The organism is Paenibacillus vortex V453 (assembly GCF_000193415.1).
GTDB classification, from domain to species: domain Bacteria; phylum Bacillota; class Bacilli; order Paenibacillales; family Paenibacillaceae; genus Paenibacillus_AQ; species Paenibacillus_AQ glucanolyticus.
Window position 1 is genome coordinate 581,425 of the sequence record NZ_ADHJ01000037.1, and the last position, 17,824, is coordinate 599,248.

General features: G+C 47.2%; 22 protein-coding genes and 1 pseudogene. 6 read left to right on the forward strand and 17 right to left on the reverse strand.

The window, feature by feature from the left end; genetic code table 11:
* Positions 1–2 precede the first annotated feature (2 nt).
* The 3 genes from fapR to PVOR_RS20555 form a co-directional block, all read right to left on the reverse strand.
* Complete coding sequence (gene fapR / locus PVOR_RS20545; protein WP_036642423.1) at positions 3–569, reverse strand: transcription factor FapR; 567 nt, start codon at positions 567–569, stop codon at positions 3–5.
* A 183-nt stretch (positions 570–752) separates the two neighbouring features.
* Entirely contained in the window at positions 753–926 is a 174-nt protein-coding gene (gene rpmF, locus PVOR_RS20550; protein ID WP_006211382.1) for a 50S ribosomal protein L32, read from the reverse strand.
* 53 nt (positions 927–979) lie between these two features.
* Entirely contained in the window at positions 980–1,489 is a 510-nt protein-coding gene (locus tag PVOR_RS20555; RefSeq protein WP_006211383.1) for a YceD family protein, read from the reverse strand.
* A 198-nt stretch (positions 1,490–1,687) separates the two neighbouring features.
* On the opposite strand from PVOR_RS20555, the gene PVOR_RS20560 reads away from it, so the two are divergent.
* Positions 1,688–2,923, forward strand: coding sequence for a nucleotidyltransferase (locus PVOR_RS20560; protein ID WP_006211384.1), 1,236 nt, complete (start codon positions 1,688–1,690; stop codon positions 2,921–2,923).
* Here the strand turns inward: PVOR_RS20560 and PVOR_RS20565 are convergent.
* A pseudogene (locus tag PVOR_RS20565) lies at positions 2,913–3,954 on the reverse strand (SepM family pheromone-processing serine protease). The gene PVOR_RS20560 and the pseudogene PVOR_RS20565 sit on opposite strands and share 11 nt — an antisense overlap.
* 113 nt (positions 3,955–4,067) lie before the next feature.
* Here PVOR_RS20565 and PVOR_RS20570 point away from each other — a divergent pair.
* On the forward strand, positions 4,068–5,300 hold the full coding sequence (locus PVOR_RS20570) for a nucleoside recognition domain-containing protein (protein ID WP_006211387.1): 1,233 nt from the start codon (positions 4,068–4,070) through the stop codon (positions 5,298–5,300).
* On the opposite strand, the gene coaD is transcribed toward PVOR_RS20570, so the two are convergent.
* From coaD to PVOR_RS20590, 3 genes are all read right to left on the reverse strand, one after another.
* Positions 5,278–5,793, reverse strand: coding sequence for a pantetheine-phosphate adenylyltransferase (coaD, locus tag PVOR_RS20575; protein WP_006211388.1), 516 nt, complete (start codon positions 5,791–5,793; stop codon positions 5,278–5,280). The two genes, PVOR_RS20570 and coaD, sit on opposite strands and share 23 nt — an antisense overlap.
* Complete coding sequence (gene rsmD, locus PVOR_RS20580) at positions 5,783–6,388, reverse strand: 16S rRNA (guanine(966)-N(2))-methyltransferase RsmD (protein WP_040680801.1); 606 nt, start codon at positions 6,386–6,388, stop codon at positions 5,783–5,785. The genes coaD and rsmD overlap by 11 nt, the downstream gene beginning before the upstream one ends.
* Positions 6,389–7,437: 1,049 nt before the next feature.
* The gene (locus tag PVOR_RS20590) at positions 7,438–8,694 is read right to left on the reverse strand and encodes a Kelch repeat-containing protein (RefSeq protein WP_006211390.1); all 1,257 of its coding nucleotides are present in this window, start codon (positions 8,692–8,694) and stop codon (positions 7,438–7,440) included.
* Positions 8,695–9,264: 570 nt separating this feature from the next.
* Between PVOR_RS20590 and PVOR_RS32090 the strand changes: the two genes are divergently transcribed.
* On the forward strand, positions 9,265–10,044 hold the full coding sequence (locus PVOR_RS32090; RefSeq protein WP_234973028.1) for a hypothetical protein: 780 nt from the start codon (positions 9,265–9,267) through the stop codon (positions 10,042–10,044).
* Positions 9,995–11,236, forward strand: a complete 1,242-nt coding sequence (locus PVOR_RS32095; protein WP_234973029.1) for a stalk domain-containing protein — start codon at positions 9,995–9,997, stop codon at positions 11,234–11,236. The genes PVOR_RS32090 and PVOR_RS32095 overlap by 50 nt, the downstream gene beginning before the upstream one ends.
* 114 nt (positions 11,237–11,350) lie before the next feature.
* On the opposite strand, the gene PVOR_RS32640 is transcribed toward PVOR_RS32095, so the two are convergent.
* The 5 genes from PVOR_RS32640 to PVOR_RS20610 all read right to left on the reverse strand — a co-directional run bounded on the left by PVOR_RS32640 (position 11,351) and on the right by PVOR_RS20610 (position 13,503).
* Positions 11,351–11,479 carry a hypothetical protein gene (locus tag PVOR_RS32640; protein WP_006211391.1) on the reverse strand — a complete coding sequence of 43 codons (129 nt, stop codon included), beginning with the start codon at positions 11,477–11,479 and terminating at the stop codon, positions 11,351–11,353.
* Positions 11,476–12,009 carry an accessory gene regulator B family protein gene (locus tag PVOR_RS20600; protein ID WP_006211392.1) on the reverse strand — a complete coding sequence of 178 codons (534 nt, stop codon included), beginning with the start codon at positions 12,007–12,009 and terminating at the stop codon, positions 11,476–11,478. The genes PVOR_RS32640 and PVOR_RS20600 overlap by 4 nt, the downstream gene beginning before the upstream one ends.
* Complete coding sequence (locus PVOR_RS20605; RefSeq protein WP_006211393.1) at positions 11,957–12,667, reverse strand: hypothetical protein; 711 nt, start codon at positions 12,665–12,667, stop codon at positions 11,957–11,959. The genes PVOR_RS20600 and PVOR_RS20605 overlap by 53 nt, the downstream gene beginning before the upstream one ends.
* Positions 12,668–12,928: 261 nt before the next feature.
* The gene (locus tag PVOR_RS29805; protein WP_006211394.1) at positions 12,929–13,036 is read right to left on the reverse strand and encodes a YjcZ family sporulation protein; all 108 of its coding nucleotides are present in this window, start codon (positions 13,034–13,036) and stop codon (positions 12,929–12,931) included.
* Between the two features lie 212 nt (positions 13,037–13,248).
* Positions 13,249–13,503 carry a helix-turn-helix domain-containing protein gene (locus PVOR_RS20610; protein ID WP_006211395.1) on the reverse strand — a complete coding sequence of 85 codons (255 nt, stop codon included), beginning with the start codon at positions 13,501–13,503 and terminating at the stop codon, positions 13,249–13,251.
* Positions 13,504–13,680: 177 nt separating this feature from the next.
* Here PVOR_RS20610 and PVOR_RS20615 point away from each other — a divergent pair, with 177 nt between their 5' ends.
* Positions 13,681–14,352 (forward strand): tetratricopeptide repeat protein, encoded by a 672-nt coding sequence (locus tag PVOR_RS20615; RefSeq protein ID WP_006211396.1) that lies wholly within the window; start codon positions 13,681–13,683, stop codon positions 14,350–14,352.
* Between the two features lie 70 nt (positions 14,353–14,422).
* On the opposite strand, the gene PVOR_RS20620 is transcribed toward PVOR_RS20615, so the two are convergent.
* From PVOR_RS20620 to rpiA, 4 genes are all read right to left on the reverse strand, one after another.
* Entirely contained in the window at positions 14,423–15,001 is a 579-nt protein-coding gene (locus PVOR_RS20620; RefSeq protein WP_006211397.1) for a GDSL-type esterase/lipase family protein, read from the reverse strand.
* 187 nt (positions 15,002–15,188) lie between these two features.
* Positions 15,189–15,620, reverse strand: coding sequence for a GNAT family N-acetyltransferase (locus PVOR_RS20625; RefSeq protein WP_006211398.1), 432 nt, complete (start codon positions 15,618–15,620; stop codon positions 15,189–15,191).
* A 28-nt stretch (positions 15,621–15,648) separates the two neighbouring features.
* Positions 15,649–16,098: a MarR family winged helix-turn-helix transcriptional regulator gene (locus PVOR_RS20630; RefSeq protein ID WP_006211399.1), complete on the reverse strand. Its 450-nt coding sequence runs from the start codon at positions 16,096–16,098 to the stop codon at positions 15,649–15,651.
* A gap of 49 nt (positions 16,099–16,147) precedes the next feature.
* Positions 16,148–16,864 (reverse strand): ribose-5-phosphate isomerase RpiA, encoded by a 717-nt coding sequence (rpiA, locus tag PVOR_RS20635; protein WP_006211400.1) that lies wholly within the window; start codon positions 16,862–16,864, stop codon positions 16,148–16,150.
* A gap of 90 nt (positions 16,865–16,954) precedes the next feature.
* On the opposite strand from rpiA, the gene PVOR_RS20640 reads away from it, so the two are divergent.
* Complete coding sequence (locus PVOR_RS20640; RefSeq protein ID WP_006211401.1) at positions 16,955–17,152, forward strand: hypothetical protein; 198 nt, start codon at positions 16,955–16,957, stop codon at positions 17,150–17,152.
* Positions 17,153–17,197: 45 nt separating this feature from the next.
* On the opposite strand, the gene PVOR_RS20645 is transcribed toward PVOR_RS20640, so the two are convergent.
* Positions 17,198–17,773, reverse strand: coding sequence for an O-acetyl-ADP-ribose deacetylase (locus tag PVOR_RS20645; RefSeq protein ID WP_006211402.1), 576 nt, complete (start codon positions 17,771–17,773; stop codon positions 17,198–17,200).
* Positions 17,774–17,824: the final 51 nt, after the last annotated feature.

The window sequence follows — 17,824 nt, forward strand, 5'->3', positions numbered from 1 at the left end:
TGTCATTCTCCTGTAGATCGGTAAATTACGAAATTCCCCTGAAACACCATTTCATCAGCGACATAAGTAAACACTTCCACCTTGGCCTTTCCCTTCTGGCCGGCAATGGACCTAACGTAGGCTTTGGCAATGCATTTCTCCCCGAGGCGCACTTGTCTCAGGAACCGTATATCCGCTGAAGAGGTCAATGCGATTTCGTCATTGATAACGGCAATTGCAAGTGAATTGGCTTGTGCGAACACGTAATGTCCACGGGCAATCCGCGTTTTGCTAAATACGTGGTCCTCACGAATTTCAAATATCGATATTCCGCTCTTGTCCAATTGCAAGTCAACAACGTCCCCGATCACTTCTTCAAGCGACAGGGAACGAACCTGGTCATAGGAATGCTCCGCCATTTGCTTCATCCGCTCACGAAGCTCCGGTATGCCCAGTTCCATGCGGTCAAGGCGAATCGTCTGAATGCTAACTTTAAGCTGGCGAGTCAACTCGCGGTCTGTAACAAAGGGATTCTCGTCGATCAGCTGAATCAGCCGCTGGTGACGGTCTTTCTTGGATAAACGATCGATGACGAAACAACTCCTTCTGCCGCTATTAAAGCCGCCATACTTCAATCATATATGTAAATTAGTCGCAAATATTAGAACCTGGTACTAATGTAAAGTATAAATCAAGTCACGTTAAAAAGAAAGGGGGACTTCGGACAAAAAAAATAGCACCTCACCAAAGATGAAGTACTACTTATTTAAAAACTATTGTTTGATGATCTCTCTTGCCTTATACGTTCCGCATACTTTACATACGCGATGAGCAAGTTTCAATTCTCCACATTGCTCGCATTTCACCATGCCTGGCACAGCCAGCTTAAAATGAGTACGACGCTTGTCACGACGTGTTTTGGACGTTCTACGTTGAGGTACTGCCATGTTCCCACCTCCTTATCAGTTCAACCCGCTGAACACGGGTGCCATATCCATCATCATTTAAAGAAGTCCTTGAGTCCGGCCAGCCTTGGATCGATCACTTCCGTATCGCAGCTGCATGTGTCTTCATTCAAGTCCTTGCCACAGTTCGGGCAAAGTCCCTTGCAGTCGGCACTACAAACCGGAGCTAGCGGCAGGTGGAGCAAAAATGTTTCTTCTACATAGGGAGTGAGATCCACACTCTCACCTTGTACGTATGTAGTATCATCATTCTCATCCTGAAGGGTTTCAGGATCTTCCACCGGCTGGAATACTTCATGAAAAGGGATGTGCACATGTTCGTTTATCAGCTTCAGGCAGCGGGAGCAATGCATCTCCAGCTCGCCCTGCAGACTTCCACGAACATCAACCGTACCGGAAATCGAAGGTGTTGCTTTCAAATCCACGTCTAGTGGTTGAACAGCAACAATATCTTTTCGGCCCTTAACGGCGTTGCTTACATCCACGGTTTGATGGAACTGTAACGGTTGATCGCTGGTTGTCAATTTACGAAATTGAATTAGCATATCCATCACTCCAAACAAACAAAGATTATTATACCGATTCCGCAAGAGTTTTGTCAACAGGATAACCTTGAAGAACCATTATTGTTTCCCGATATTTCTCATGTTACCCCAAGAACATCACTCGCTAGGGCGACACGTTTATTGTTACAGGAACGTCATGTAATTATGATATATTCTTATCAAGGAGTTGAAAAGCAAATGAAAACGGTTGGTATTGTGGTTGAATATAACCCCTTACATCATGGTCATGTCCTGCATTATCATAAATCCAAGGAAGTAACCGGCGCAGACGCCGTGGTTGCAGTCATGAGCGGCCCTTTCCTGCAGCGAGGCGAGCCCGCAATTGCAGGCAAGCGCGCCCGTGCCGAAATGGCGCTCGCCATGGGAGTTGACCTATGTATCGAGCTCCCGGTCACCTATGCCGTTCAGCCAGCGGAATGGTTCGCGTACGGTGCGGTATCCATTCTGGAGGCTACCGGGGTCGTCGACTGTTTATCCTTCGGTTCGGAGAGCGGCTCGCTGGAGCAGATTCTGCCGCTCTCCCGTTTACTTGCGAACGAACCCGGCGAATTCCGGTCGAAAATTGAACAGCATCTCCAGGAAGGAATGAACTTCCCGTCCGCTTATGGTGCTGCAGCTGCGGCCGTGTTCGGCCAATCCGGACCCGCTGTTAACCCATTGCAGGAACTGCTGACACAACCGAACAATTCACTTGGGCTGCACTATCTGATCGCACTCAACCGGCTAAACAGCCGTATTATACCTTATACCATTCCAAGAGAACAGGCACAATATCACGATCCGCTCCCAGGATCATCTTCCATTGCCAGCGCAACCGCTATCCGGAATATCATCCTTTCGGAAGGATTGAATGCTGCCAGACCTTACATACCGGAGTTCACTCTGGAGATCATGAACCGGGAAATCCAGGCCGGACAAGCTCCGATCCATTGGGAACGATTTCGCCAGCCCTTGTTTCAAACCTTGCTCACACACACACCCGCCCAGCTTGAAGACTACCTCGAAGTCACCGAGGGTCTGGAGCATCGCGTACAGCGCATGCTCTCACAGTTGGAGAACCCGACGGTTGAAGGACTCCTTGGAGCGCTGAAGACCAAACGTTATACGCGTACCAAGCTTCAGCGCATGCTGCTGCACATCATGCTGAACCATGACAAGGGCTCTATGAGCCCTGAAGAGCTCGCCAAAGGTCCCGGGTATATTCGGGTACTCGGATTCAACGAGACCGGACGCGGGCTGCTGAAACGGATGAAGAAGAGCGCTACGCTTCCCGTGATCCAAAAGCCCACGCTACTTCAGCATCCTCAACTGGAACGGGACCTGATGGCTGCCGCCGTTTACGCGAACGGTCACCCCGTGCCGGATATCCGCCATTTCTACAGCGACTACCTGCTGCCGCCGCTCACCCCTTAGGCGGCAGCTCCTCTAGGTAATCCACGGCATCCTGCAGATCCTCAACCGGCACAAGCTTCATATCCGTGTTGATTCGGTCCGCCCGCTTCTTGGCCTCGTCATAATTTTTTTTGTGGCACAAAAAAGATATCGGCTTCCTTCCGGTCCGCAGCAACAATCTTGTGCTTCACTCCCCCGATGGGGCCTACAGCACCTGATTTATCAATGGTGCCTGTTCCAGCTACCCGGTAACCTTTACTTAAATCTCCAGCGGTGAGCTGATTGTAAATCTCCAGGGTAAAAATAAGCCCGGCCGACGGCCCCCCGATATTCGTATCCGCGAAGTGGATCGTGTGGTCCGGATCAGCCGGCTCCACCTTCTGCATCGTGGCGATCATAACGCCCAGACCTGGACGCTCCGCGCCTGTCTTATCATCCTTGATGCTAACCAGCTTCACCTGTTCCTTAACGGTTTTCCCTTTGCGGTCAAGCTCTACGGACACCACATCACCTATGCTTTTTCCACTTAACAGGCTGGCAATTTTCTCATTATCCTCCGCCGGCTGCCCATCCACCTTAATCAGTTTGTCCCCTGGCCGGAAATGCTCGGCATTGGCTGAATTCTCAGAGATCGACATGACAAATACATAGGCAGGCTCAATACTGTAATCCACCTCGGCTTCCTGGTAGGCAGCTTCCATTGCGGCAGACTGGGAGGAATTCATGTAATACACCTGTGTGGCTGCATATTCATCCTTGCTCTGCTCGCCCATCTTTTCCGCCTTCTTTACAACCTCTGCATTGGGATTAAACGCAGACAGCATTAACAGCGCAATATTCGCATAACTTGCCGACACGGTTGTCATCATAAATGTTCCCTCTTCCGCCGGATCGCCCTTCTCTATGCTAATCATCGGGCGAACCTCCTCAGCGCTTCCCGGCTGGTATACGAGATAAGGGGTTGGCATATAAACGACAACGTACAGCATAACCCCGACCAACAATAAATACAGCGCGATTTTTAAGCCATTCGGTTTTACGGACTTCTTCATGTATTTCCCTTCCCTCCGCCTTATATGTCCAGCCTTCCACCAAGTTTGGTCTGACGGTTGTCTCCCTTGCATAAAGTTGTACTAGCCATGTTTACGCAGAAAGGAGATTCCTTATGAATAAAGGCAACGCCGTCAAGTCATCAAACGGGCTGTGGAACACCATCCTCCTGGGGGCCGCTGCTTTCCTGCTTGTACTGGCTGTCGTCAGCGCACCCGAGCCTGCCTTCCAAGCCACCCTGCAGGCACTCAAGCTATGGTGGAACATCGTATTCCCCGCTTTGCTTCCTTTTCTCGTCTTGGTGGAAATACTCATTGCCTATGGCTGGGCCCATGGAGTTGGCGTTCTGCTAGACCCTCTGATGAGGAAAATATTCAAACTTCCCGGTACTGGCGGCTGGGTTCTCATAACAGGAATGACAGCCGGGTTCCCGGCAGGAGCACAGGCTGCCTCCGGTATGTACAAACAGGGCGAGCTCCATGCCAGCGATGCCGGCAAGCTCGCCGCTATATCCCATTTCTGCAATCCGATGACCATTCTCGTTGTCATCGGAACCGGGCTGCTGCATAAACCTGAAGCAGGCTACCTGCTGCTGATCATTCACTGGATTTCCGGACTGCTTGCCGCTTGGACATTCGGTCTATTCAGTAAAAATTCCCATACAGCAAACAGGCAGATCGCTGCACTGCCCCTGAACCATACACACATGAACGACTTAGCCAAACACCCCATCCTGAAACGCGCCTCCGCCGCAGCGCTGGATGCTCATCAACGGGATGGCCGGGGCTTCGGTAAATTGCTGGGTGATTCCGTTACCCGTTCGGTCCAGACCTTAATGATGACAGGCGGCTTTATATTGTTCTTCGCCGTCATTATAAGAGTATTGAGCAGCCATCTGCTGCCGCAGCTTCCGTCATATTTCACATCAGGATTACTGGAAATCCATCTCGCAGCCCAGTCTATCAGCACCTCAGCATTCTCAACAGGAACCCTGCAGCTGGCCGTTCTGTCCGCCACACTGGCATGGAGCGGGATAAGCGCCCAGCTGCAAAGCCTGTCCCTGATGCGGGAAACCGGTCTCTCCTGGCGTTTCTTTATGATGAAGCGCGCCCTGCATTCCGTGTTCGCTTTTCTGATTACAATCGCATTATGGAAACCCGCCAGTGCTCTTTCGGCAGGCATTGTACCGGCGTTCCGAACGGAGCCTCTAGAGCATGCAGCCACAGAACAGCTTTTTAATTTTTGGAGCGGTTTTCCTTCATTTTTGCAGTTCCAGGCCGTGATTTGTTTGTTGTTGATAGCTGTTTTCGGGTTGTGCTCCCGCTTTATTGAGCGTTATCGCCGCTGAATTTACGGCGTAGGGCTGCATCAACCTCGCGGCTCACCAGATCCGTAGTATCTCCATTAAAGTGGGCAATCTCTTTAACAAGACTTGAGCTTAAGAACGAATATTTCGGATGGGTCATCATGAAGATGGTCTCCGCATCCGGGTTCAGCTTGTGATTGGTGGAAGCCAGCTGAAGTTCATATTCAAAATCGGTGACCGTGCGAATACCACGTACGATGACTTGGGCATTCTTCTGGCGGATATAGTTCGCCAGAAGGTCGCGGAAGCTGTCGATTTCGACATTAGGCAGGTGTTTTGTGGCCTGTCTCAACAGTTCCGTCCGCTCCTCCACCGTAAACAGCGGATTTTTGCTTAAATTATTCAACACGCCTACGATCAGCAGATCAAACTGCTTCGAAGCACGTGTAATGATGTCCATGTGACCCATTGTGACCGGATCAAAGCTGCCCGGGTATACGGCAACGCGATATGTACTAGTATTCTCATTTGTCATCCTGTAATTCCTCCTCGTCAAGCTTGCCCGCTTGATCTTGCGCAATTTCATAACGGTATATCGATATGGCGGTCTCTCCATACTTCACGGTCCGGAGACAACAAAAATCACCAAATTTCTCAGGATAATTGTAACTCGATTCGTATTCCAATACCACCACAGCCAGGTCTTGCAGCAAACTTCGCTCGGCCATATCCACCATCAGCTCATCACCGTTCTTGAATCTGTATGGCGGGTCCAAAAAGACCAGATCGAATTTGAAGCTGCGCTTCTCGAGTGCTTTAAGTGCTCTTGCCGCATCGTTGCGGTATATCTCGGCTCTTTCCTCAAGCCGGGCAGCCTTCAAATTATCCTTGATCGTACTGATACTTTTCGGCTCCACATCAATAAAAACAGCACGATCAATTCCCCGGCTTAACGCCTCAATACCAAGGCCTCCCGTACCTGCAAACAGGTCAAGCGCGGTTCCCCCCTCAAAGTAAGGGCCGATCATACTGAATATGGATTCTTTCACTTTATCCGTCGTCGGACGGGTGCTTGTACCTGGCACACTTTTGAGCGGCCGGCCTTTAGCACTTCCGGATACTACTCTCACTGCTTCATTCACCCGTTTCATTATCCAAAAATTTAATGCCATGACAACGCCATGGACAGTGATTATCGTAACACAATCGTCCCATATATGAAAAATGAAACCTCATGGCTCCCAAGTTTTTTTCTAAGTAAGGTATATTTAGGCAGCAGCCGGGCATCCTTGAAATATCGACATCAATGAATGTCGTAGACAACCGCGGAGAAGACTTACGTTTCCCCATAAGCTCTTCGTCCGGTTTCTCCTCTCCCATGAGGGAGTCTCTCCGGAGGCTCCCGAACAAAAGCCCTGTAATGGCAGCATGGATTACGGGGCTTTTGTTCTTTTTTATGCCTGCTTTATCAACTGGGTACGGAATGGGATCCACTTCGTAATCTGTCTCAAAAGCACGACTATAAAACAAAGCAACTCAGCAATTGTTTATTTCAATCCTCTTCTTTCACCTTCATAAGGCTGCGGCTCAATATTCATGAACTCATAGTCACTGAACCGAAAAATCCACGTCTCCATTTCGTCATGTATCCCACGTGTTAATTCCCCATAGCCAAATCAATTTGGACGTTTAGTCAACAACGCTCTCACCTAGAACTATCAACCATTGTCAGTTATGTTTTTTTGTCAACACGTGATACTCATCTCTCCTATTCGTATCATATTTGAGTAGCACCTCCAATTAATTATACGCACAATTAATTCACCGGACGAAAGAAACCATCAGCGAATCCCTTCCGCTTTCTTTCCGACAATTATCCTATCTCAATATACGGTTTTTCTTGGTATATGGATCATCCTCAATTCAGATGCATTAATTTCGAAGCGAAAAATAAAAAAGCTTCCATTTCGCAAATATTGAAACGGAAGTTTTTTTTGAAATAAAATCTGGAGCTTAGCGGGGTCCTCCGCACCAGTACTCATTCCGTGGCCTTAGAAGGACCCGCGATCAGCCTTAGAGCCCCATGATGCTTTTTTTAGTGGAATTTTGGTTTTACCCCGAAATGAATTATGAAATCTTATAATCGTTCTAGTAACATATTCGGAGTTTGAACTACTTTCTAATATTCATTCACTTCAAAATTAATGATCTTATCAAAGATAATATAATCCTTTCTTGCTTTAAATGGACCTTTGTTATTGTCATGTTTATCGATAGCGAATGTTATTGAACCTTGTCCCTCAGCCTTTAATTCGTACCAATTAATAAATGACACTACTTCAGCCATTGATAGATCGAATTCTTTAACCACTCCGTTTTGTAACATGATTTCAAGAATAGCACTATCACCATCTGGTTCTGGATTAGGAACTTCTGGATCTACTGGTGGAGTCTCTGGATCAGTTGGAACATCAGCTAACGAGTATTCTTCGACCATTGCTACTCCACCATACCAAGGTGTTACCGCAGTGCCTCCAACGGCATAAAGTTTTCCGTTTGCCACAGCTGTTCCATGTACAGTTCTTGCTGTATTGAGTGATGCTATTGGTTTAAACGAATTAGTAATCGTGTCAAATTCCAACGCATTTGCTATAGCTTTTTCACTCCCAGACTTTCCTCCTCCCACAACATAAATCTTTCCGTTGTAGATACTTGAGCTGATTCCATCTGCTGGATAAGGCATGTTAGCAATTACTTCCCATGTATCCGTTTCTGGATAATAAAGTTTTACTGTATTTGTGGTAGCAGTAGCTGGTCCACCACCGCCAAATGCATATATCCCTAAATCAGTTGCTACAAGGGACATAGCATGGTAGCCAATACTCATATTTGCTTTAGTTGTCCATGTGTTTGTTGCTGGATCATATTCCTCTACAACACTCAATCTGTCTGAAGAAGAATTAACTCCCCCCATTGTGTAAATCTTACCGTTATATGCTGCAGATGATAGCCACATTCTAGGAGTCGTCATTGACTGCACGGTCTCCCAGGTATCCGTAACAGGATCATAAGCCTCAACAACTGCCGAATAGCTTCCGCCCGATACACTTTGAACATTACCCGTATAGCCTCCGATAACATATATTTTCCCATTCACAACAGCTGCAGAGGTTGCTCCACGCTTTGTTGGCATACTTGTTTTAGTAGTCCATGTATTAGTTATTGGATCGTATTCTTCTACATCTGCATAAGAAGTCGTACCCTTCGCCCCACCAATTACATAGATTTTATCATTTACTGATACTACTGCTGCCCCTACTCTTGGATTCGGAGCATCATTCTTAATAATCCATTGATTGTCGGCTGCTCCCACAGAATAAGTTCCTAAGAATAGCATCATTACTAGTAAGATAGGTAACACAACTCTTTTCTTCATGCTATATATCCCCCTTAAAGTTTATACCTTTATATCGGTAGTCTGGTATTACTTATTAACTTAAAAAACGGAAAACTATCACTACGAGTGACCCATGTCCTGATTAACATGGAAGCTCCTATAAGTAGTATGCAGGAATACAATGATATTCCCGTTATTGCTCCTTAAGTAGCTCCTTGAATGATCTTTGACCGCAATTCGTGATGAGTAGTGCCATAGGATTGTATTCCTCGATCTGGCCATGGATCGGCCATGGATCATTTGATGTTGTTCTTCCGTTACCCTCAAATGCTGTTTGTTCTTCTTTATCCTGAAGTGTTTCAGATAGGTTTCTACTGATGAATTCTCATTGCTTGTAAAAGTGATGTATTTAATAAATCTTTATAATTGGTGGCGTAACCTCATCTGCTTATAAATAAGTTAAGCGCTCCTCATATTCGGGGAGCGTTTTTTTGATTCTCTTTTTATGCTATCAAGCCATTCGCTCATGCAGGAATAACAGCTATTTTGTCGAAATCAATTAAGCTGTTTGAAAAATATTCCTGTTTGTACAGAGGAGAGGTCATGTAAGTGAAAAGAATGTTGTATATTCTCGTCTTGTTCAGCATGCTGGCAGGGCTTGGGTTTGCTGGGACAACGCAAGGCATTGCTTTTGCGGAGGAGTCCGAGCTCCAGATCAAAGACATTGCGGGAAGGAACACCTATCTGATGAGTGATGGCTCGATGTGGTCTTTGATTGACGGGCGCCATGCTATCCGGACACCCGGTACAGTCGCTGCCATCAGTGGTTATGAGTATAGGGGCATCGGCATGACGAAGGATGGCCGATTAGCGGAATGGGACATCGGCAAGGGTCCCCAGGTCGTTCCGGGAACAAGCGGTGTGAAGCAGATCGCGGGTTCCTACTGGCTGAAGTCAGACGGGACGGTATGGTTCGGCAATGAAAAAGCAAAGAGCCTCAGTGGCATTATGCTGATCGCCAATGCGGATCAGGAATTTGCCGCATTGTCCTCGAACGGAGAGCTGCTGTTGGAGGATAACTACAAAAGGGGTCAATTCAAAAAGCTGGGCATCGTGGAAAGCCCGGTCACGGTTAAATCCATGACGGTTCATAGCGGGCGTGTTGCCCTCCTGCATGACAACGGTGATGTCGTTGTGTACGAGACGTCCAACTTCGATGATAACGGGCGCATCATACCGGTTACCGTGGCCCAGAATGCAGTTCATATCGTGTATGTCTCGAATGAGCCAACGGATCTTCTGATTGTGACACTGAAGGACGGAACTGTTTGGACAACGGGTGTGTATAAAGACCGCTGGAAGCTCAAAGAGACAGGTCTCCGGACTTAGCGGGATCATTAGGACATCCATAGATGGGAATGCAACGGATCTGTCGGAGGGGTTCTATGCACAGCGTGCGGATGGAAGCTGGATACATCATAAGGGTGGACAGAACAAGCCTGTTGATGTGCCTGTCGTTAAGAGCTTATCGATCTCGATTTCCGATGCCAAGCCTTTTGTAGGGGACACACTGGAAATGAGTATCCAGGAAACCTACACCAATGGGGCCAAGATCAAGGTACCTGTTAAAGATGCCCGGATCGACATCGAGAAGCCATATTTAATGAACATGCAAAAGAACGGCACGCTAAAACCTGCGGGCGTTGGCAAGACACAGATTACGGTAACCTCTGGCGGCCTGTCTAAGTCGGTAACGGTATCGTCCAGTCTTCGCAGCAATTTGAAATATGCCAAACAGGTCAATGGGAATGTCATGGTTCCAGCGAGAACCATCATTCAGGCACTCGGCGGCACGTATTCGGCTAAAAACGGAGGCATCGAAGCGAAGTTTGGCGAGAACGTGCTTTCGTTCAAAGCTGGCAGCAGCCAAGCCATCCTGAATGGTAATCCTATACGTCTGAAGGCAGCCCCACTTACGGATAAAGGCGAGTTACTGATTCCGGCTGCTGTGTTCTCCGATGCGCTGGGAGCCAAAATCAGCTGGGATGCCAAGTGGAAACAAGCGGATATCTCCTTCGGAGATGCAACCCTGACCGTTGTCTCCAGCGAAACGGCTGGATTGATCAAAAAAGCGATGCAGGGCAGCTTGGTTAAATTTATCGGCCGAACGTATTGGGTGAACGATTTTGAAGGCTTGGAACGCTTCTCCAAATTAAAGGTAAGCGATATTTTGCCGGACGACAAAGGTGAATTCAACGTTATCTTCACATCAACATCAGGAAAAACAGTGAAAAGCTATCCCATGCGGTCATCCGAAGTAATGCAGCTGTTTGCAGATCGTTCTTCATTATTAAATTACGATCCCTATCAAAAATATAAATGGTCCGCATCGGTGTGGAAACAGATTAAAGCAGGCCAGGTATCCCTCGGCATGACCAAAGAGCAGGTACAGCTTTCATGGGGGAATCCGGCAGCCAAGGACATTACCACTGGTGGTGGAAAAACCATTGAAACTTGGGGGTACTCCAATTTCGATATCGTATCTTTTGTGAACGGAAAAGTAATATTGATTATGATGTAATGATTAACGCCTCCAAGTAGTTTGCTTGGAGGCGTTATTGTATACAGATATCCATTATGTTATGAACCGCACCATCATGTGTCGACTCCATCCAGTAAGAATAGTTATAATTGCTTATTTCTGGTTGTTCTTCAGTTCATCAGGAAGCGGCAACGTGCCGACAATGCTCTTGGGCTGCGTGGCGGATTTTAGTGCAGACGACGTTATAAGTTTGGCAAGTATACGTGCTATTGATGGCTTCAATTCCAATTCACCTCCTCTCGTCCTTTCCATAGGGGCACGATTAATACAGCCTGCAAGCAAAACGCCAATGCCAAAATATTGGATACTAAAACAAAATTGCTGCCTACGATGCAGGCGGCAATCCACTTGTACCATGGTTCCCACCGGCTACGACGAACGGCTTCATAATATTGCGGGGCATAAATCAGCATCAGCACAAAACTGATCGTTGTCACACACAGGATTGCCGATGGCGACATGGTGATCAAGGGAATAATCGATGCAGCCATTGCTGTGACGATCGAACATAGTGTAATGGGCAGATGAACTCCTCCCGAAAACCTTCGAAGAGCCATAAAGGAAAACAATGCGAAAAAAGAACCTGCCAACGTATCCAGTATGGTTCCGAACAGCGCTGTCAACACCAGACAGGTGAACAGGTTCAATTTCAATCCAATTCCATAGGTCAGCACCTCAATGGAACCGGGTCCTTCCGGGTCAGCCTCCTTTATTTGGGTTGCCAGGCATTTCGACAGGCTTTCGAGAATCATGATCCTCCCTCCGTTTAGAGAAGTAATAGAGCATCGCATAATTCATAATGGCCAACACCAATAATCCAAGTGGATTTGCACGATACAATAACACTAACGTCAAACAAATCGTAATAACAGAAATCACATTGCCGATCACCAAAACATAGTTATGGTCAGAGAGGTAGTCCTCCTTGGAATAGAAATCATGAGGAGGGCTGGGGATGAAGGAAAACCCGAGATTAAAACGATATAGGCCATATGAGATTAAATACGCGGACAGAATGGAGGTCGCTTGCAGCAAATAGACCAGCCAGCCCATAGATTGCTGTACAACTGTGACCGACATAATACCCGTGTATTGAAAAATAAAATAGAGTACCATTTGCAGCACGGCATAGGCTGTGATTCCCGCTCCGCACATGAACGCTGCCAGATGCAATTTTATTTTCACGGCCAACCGTAAAAACAACGCTAACAAAATATACTGCAAGGGCAAATCGATTTGCGGGACTTCCAAAACAATCCTTATTATGTAAGAGAAAACGGCAATAAAAAGAACAAATCCACCTATTTTGTAGCGGTACGTCCAAATCGGAAGTTTAAATAATTTCATGATCAGCAGCAGCATTGCCAATGCATCTAAAATCCCCAAACCAATGTATAATACAATATCCACGTGACACCGTCCTATCGGTAATATACTAAAATTATATAGGACAAACATTACTAATAAACAGACAATTTTCGACAAATCCTCAATTTAATATTGAATCCGCGATGAATAACTTTATTTTTCACAGACAGTTCTCTCCAAAAAAAACAGGACCGTCCAAAGGAGTCGGTCCTTCCCTTGGAACGGTCTGTCGTTGTGACTGCTCATGCTGCCTGATTGGTATTCACCTATTGATTCATTTGAATTGTTCATTCAAAAGATGGATTAGATAAATGCGCGAGTAATGATCACCAACAAGATGAATAACACCAAAATAGCACCAACAGAAGAACCATATCCATAACCGCCATAACCTTCTACTACTCCGCTCACATGAATCCCTCCTTTTTTGAACATACCACATGTTATGTCAGTGGCTTATAAGTGGACTAGGCTGTCGCCTGTTCGAAATAAGAATAGTGATTTGGCCCAGATGTGTCTGGAGAGGGGTTTGTTGAACGCCATTCCTTCTCCTTGATCCCATATCAAAAAGGCGTAATGAAACGATCCGTCGTTCATCACGCCTTCATGTAACTGTTAACTTCTTAAACCTGTGCAAGCTGCTCTTGTTCATCCCGCTCATTGTCATGGTCTGGAGTTGAATTTCGTCTGCGACGATCGACCAAACCTTCCTCGCCAAATTCACGGTATTTACGCATCCATACTTTCAGCCGTCCGATATCTGATATTTGCAAGGCGGATGCTACTTCTTTCTTAGTCATTCCTTCCAGCCGCATGGCGACTGCCTTCTTCTTCGTTTCGAAACTGTAATGATGGAATATCTGTCCCTTTTTCGCCATGATTATCACCTCTTTACTACACTATATCGGTTATCTTCGACCGTCTTTCAATACCTATGACCTATTCCGACATGCGCATGCCATCAAGGTCTATAGAACCGAAGACATTTCATCCTAAAAAAATTCATGATATGGTATAATTTGTGCTATACATTCTATAGAAATCGAGGGATCTGTTTGATTAAATTAATACTGTTTGGATTTCTGTTTTACATTTTCGGCAATCCGTTTACAGCCATCCTGGTTCTGCTTCTCATTGTCTATGTGCTGGATCGCCGTTTTGTCGGTATATTCCCAAGCTTTACGAAGCCGATCAAACGTGCAAGAAATATCTCCAAGCTGCGCAGACAGATTACAGTCAGCCCAAGCGATGTCTCATCCCGGCATGAGCTTGCCAGGTTGCTTCTGGAGCGGCGCAAGCATGGGGAAGCATTGCAGCTTCTCGAATCCATTCAATCAAGCTCGGAGGATTCCGCCGAGTTCTGGGACGATCTGGGCAGCGCTCGCTTACATACCGGCAGCATCGCTCAAGGCGAGGCTGATATTCTTCATGCACTGGAGATCAACCCAAGGGTCAAATATGGCCGGCCTTATCTGCGCCTCGCTGATACGTTCCGAGATACTGACCGCGAGAAAGCGTTGCAATATTTGGAGCAGTTCCACTCCATTCACTCCTCCTCAAGCGAGGCCTACTATTTACTTGGTTATATGTATCAATCGCTCGGAAGGACCGAGGATGCCAAGAAATCTTATCAGGAATCGCTGGACGTTTATCGATCACTGCCTAAATATAAAAAACGGCAGGAACGCAAATGGGCTGTACGGAGTTTTTTTCGGAAATTATTGTAGAACATACAACAAAGGCGTCCTCACTGGTCAAATGACCAATGGACGCCCTTTTTGTCTGATGAAACATTTTTCAACCCAGAGGCTTGTACCCAAGCCGGTTTAGCTGTTCTGCAATGACTCGGTACCCTCGGCTGTTTGGATGAATGCCATCCACCGACAGCAGTTCCTTCTCTCTGCCTGAGAATTGCGAGTACACATCAGCAATACGAAAATAGCCATCACTTAACCCCAACAAATGCCGATTGAACCGAACTACGTATTCCGTAGCTTCTGTCCAGACCGGATAAGGATTATACAAACCGATAGCACGAATATAATACGGCTTGCTAACAGGTGACTTTATTTTCCGGATATGTCCGACGATGTTTGCTACATGATTCTGACAGCGATACAATGCAGCATCCAGCACTTCCCGGCTCGGACGCCCCCCGGTGGACTTCACGGCACGTATCAGATCATTGCCCCCGATGGATATCGTTATAATCTGGGCCTGCTGCAGATGATAACGATAAGCCGGAGACTGAACCACCCGATCGTATAACTCATCCGAGGTTAATCCGTTGACTCCCAGATTTTCGTGGGCTACGAACTGGCGAAGCTTCTCCTCCGCCATCCGGCGGTATAACGGAACAAAACCGCTGCCTGGCATCGGCCCCAAACCCGAAGGTCAAGGAATCGCCGACAGCGGTATAATGGTACACCAACATGTTCACCCCCTGCCCGCTCGTTACGACATTATATGAATCATGCCTTGAACGGGAAACGGTATATTGTCTCGAATGGCAATTTTAATTCCACTTCACAACGATGAACATGCTTTCTATGTCAAAAACAGCTTATTCTTCTGATTCCTCGACCTCATAAATGCAACGGAATCTCTCTACACCCGGATATTTCTCCCCTTGGCTGTAAACCTCAAATCCGATATTGCGGTAAAAGTCCACGGTCTCTTCGTCCGTCTCCGCAATGACACGATCCGGTTTGGGCTGAAGCTCAAGCAGCAGTTCCAGAATCATGCCCCGTCCGTACCCCTTACCCCGATTCTCGGGAAGAACCGCGATATGTCTTATCGTAAGCTCGTCCTGCTCAACGTCAAAACCGATGACTCCCACTAGAAGCCCGTCTTCTTCATATCCGAATAGCCGGCTTTCACCGGTCTGATAAGATGAGGCCGCGCGTTCCACCGCCTCTGGATCCGGAAAGACCGAGTATTCCAGCAATTCCTTCACTTCTTGCTGCATAGCCTGCGTAGTTATATCTTTAAGCATACTAATCTCCAATCTGTTTTAACTAGGACTATAACATCTTCTCAGCACTGATACCCAGCTTCCGCAGCAAAACGGCCGCCTGCGCTCTCTCGTCTTCCGACAAACCACTGAGCACCTTCACCATCAGCTCCTGATGAACCGGGAAGATGGTTTCAAAGAATTCTTTCCCCTCCGCGGTTAACTCAGCGTAAATAACGCGGCGATCCTCAGCGGAAGCCCGGCGGACGAGCAGGTTTTTCTTCTGGAGCTTGTCCACCACGTATGTAATGTTACCGCTGGAAATTAGTACCTTCTCACCGATTTTCTGCAGCGGCTGCGGCCCCTTGTGGTATAACACATCCAGCACACCAAATTCCGTGGAATTCAGTCCGTGACTGTTGATGCTCCGATTCGAATGCGTCATGACTGCGTTATAAGCTCTAGCCAGCACCACCAGCAAATATAATGGGTAGTCCTCTTGTTCTTGAATATCCGACATACTTCACCCTCCGAAAGATATCATGTAATTAAGGTTAATGAACGCCGGATCAACTGTCAAATATATTCTTAGCCTCAGAGCTGCCGGAATGCAATATCCGAACGGTTCCATCCTGACAGCCAATAATTGCTTGATCCGCCATACCGATAAACAGCCCGTGTTCCACTACGCCCGGAATGGAGCCAAGGCGCATACTCAATTCCTCGGGGTGGGTAATGAGCTGGAATTTGCAATCCGCAATATAGTTCCCATTATCCGTGACATAAAACCCTTCGGACAGGTTGCGGCGTATCTGCACCGAACACCCAAGCCGGGCCAGTGACTGAACCGTCCACTCATAAGCAAACGGTACAATTTCAACAGGCAGTGGAAAAGCTCCTAGCTGAGTTACTTGCTTGACCTCATCGGCGACAATCACGAGCCGGTCACTTTGATAGGCGGTAATCTTCTCCCGAAGAAGCGCTCCGCCTCCGCCCTTAATTAACCGCAGACGATCATCCAGTTCATCCGCTCCGTCAATGGTCAAATCCAGACGATCCATATGTTGTACGGGTGTCAGGGATATCCCCTGTTCAACAGCAAGCCTCTCGGATGCTTCAGAGGTAGCCACTGCCTGAATGTTAAGTCCTCCTCTGACCATCTCTCCAATTTTTAAAATGGCGTAATAAGCAGTAGACCCTGTACCGAGGCCTATCCTCATTCCATCCTGCACATACTTCGCTGCATGCTCTGCCGCGATTTTCTTCATATTCTTTTCATTTGTCATATCGGCCCCGCTCCTTCGTCATGAGCAGCATCAAATGCTATAATATTGGGTAAAGTGGTGGATTTCATACCAAACGAAAGGATTTATACCATGCGAACAGAAAATCAAATCAAATCCAAGATCAATGAACTTACAATGCAAAAGAAAATGCTGCAGACCCGACTAACGTCTCTTGAAGAGAACAGTCCTCAGCGCAGTTCCCTTCTCCATCAGGAAACTCGTCTTGACGATATGATCACCATGCTGGAATGGGTATTGTTTGAGCCAAACGGCTCTTATCATATGTAAGGACATCCAAACAAACGGCAGGGGCGCAATTTGCGCCCCTGCTTTTTATATTTGCGCCTCCTTCTCCTGGATGAATTGCTCAAGCCAATGAGCATAGAGCTCTTCATTCTCGGGAGAAAAACAAATGAAGTCTATCCGCTCCAGACGGTTATCCGGAAGATCCTCCTCCAGCAGTTTGGTAACCGCCTTTAACGCAACATCACAAGCAGGAGCTTTAGGGTACCCATAGATACCTGTGCTTATATTAGGAAAGGCAATGCTTCTCGCACCGACCTCTATTGCAAGCAGTAAGCTATTGCGGTAGCATTCGGCCAGAGTATGCTCCTCACGCCGTCCACCACCCTCCCATATCGGGCCAACGGTGTGAATGATGTGCTGGGCAGGCAAATTGCCCGCTCCCGTAATAACAGCGTTGCCTGGCGGGCATCCGCCTTGCTGTTTGCGAATTTCCATACACTGCTCCATAATCTCCGGTCCTCCGGCGCTATGAATTGCGCCATCCACACCTTTTCCGCCCAGCAGTCCCGAATTGGCAGCGTTGACGATAATGTCGCCCGTCCATGTCGTAATATCGCCTATAAAGACGGAGACCGATGTCCTTCCGATTTTAAATGTTTTCATTTCGGAAAATCTCCTTTCGGTCTTTTAATTCTTTATTACCCCGCAAGTAGG

Excerpts from the sequence above, each read along its gene's own strand:
- rpmF (WP_006211382.1), bottom strand. The coding sequence starts at position 926 with ATGGCAGTACCTCAACGTAGAACGTCCAAAACACGTCGTGACAAGCGT.
- PVOR_RS20555 (WP_006211383.1), bottom strand. The coding sequence starts at position 1,489 with ATGCTAATTCAATTTCGTAAATTGACAACCAGCGATCAACCGTTACAG.
- PVOR_RS20560 (WP_006211384.1), top strand. The coding sequence starts at position 1,688 with ATGAAAACGGTTGGTATTGTGGTTGAATATAACCCCTTACATCATGGT.
- PVOR_RS20570 (WP_006211387.1), top strand. The coding sequence starts at position 4,068 with ATGAATAAAGGCAACGCCGTCAAGTCATCAAACGGGCTGTGGAACACC.
- coaD (WP_006211388.1), bottom strand. The coding sequence starts at position 5,793 with ATGACAAATGAGAATACTAGTACATATCGCGTTGCCGTATACCCGGGC.
- PVOR_RS20590 (WP_006211390.1), bottom strand. The coding sequence starts at position 8,694 with ATGAAGAAAAGAGTTGTGTTACCTATCTTACTAGTAATGATGCTATTC.
- PVOR_RS20600 (WP_006211392.1), bottom strand. The coding sequence starts at position 12,009 with ATGATTCTCGAAAGCCTGTCGAAATGCCTGGCAACCCAAATAAAGGAG.
- PVOR_RS20610 (WP_006211395.1), bottom strand. The coding sequence starts at position 13,503 with ATGGCGAAAAAGGGACAGATATTCCATCATTACAGTTTCGAAACGAAG.
- PVOR_RS20620 (WP_006211397.1), bottom strand. The coding sequence starts at position 15,001 with ATGCCAGGCAGCGGTTTTGTTCCGTTATACCGCCGGATGGCGGAGGAG.
- PVOR_RS20625 (WP_006211398.1), bottom strand. The coding sequence starts at position 15,620 with ATGCTTAAAGATATAACTACGCAGGCTATGCAGCAAGAAGTGAAGGAA.
- PVOR_RS20630 (WP_006211399.1), bottom strand. The coding sequence starts at position 16,098 with ATGTCGGATATTCAAGAACAAGAGGACTACCCATTATATTTGCTGGTG.
- rpiA (WP_006211400.1), bottom strand. The coding sequence starts at position 16,864 with ATGACAAATGAAAAGAATATGAAGAAAATCGCGGCAGAGCATGCAGCG.
- PVOR_RS20640 (WP_006211401.1), top strand. The coding sequence starts at position 16,955 with ATGCGAACAGAAAATCAAATCAAATCCAAGATCAATGAACTTACAATG.
- PVOR_RS20645 (WP_006211402.1), bottom strand. The coding sequence starts at position 17,773 with ATGAAAACATTTAAAATCGGAAGGACATCGGTCTCCGTCTTTATAGGC.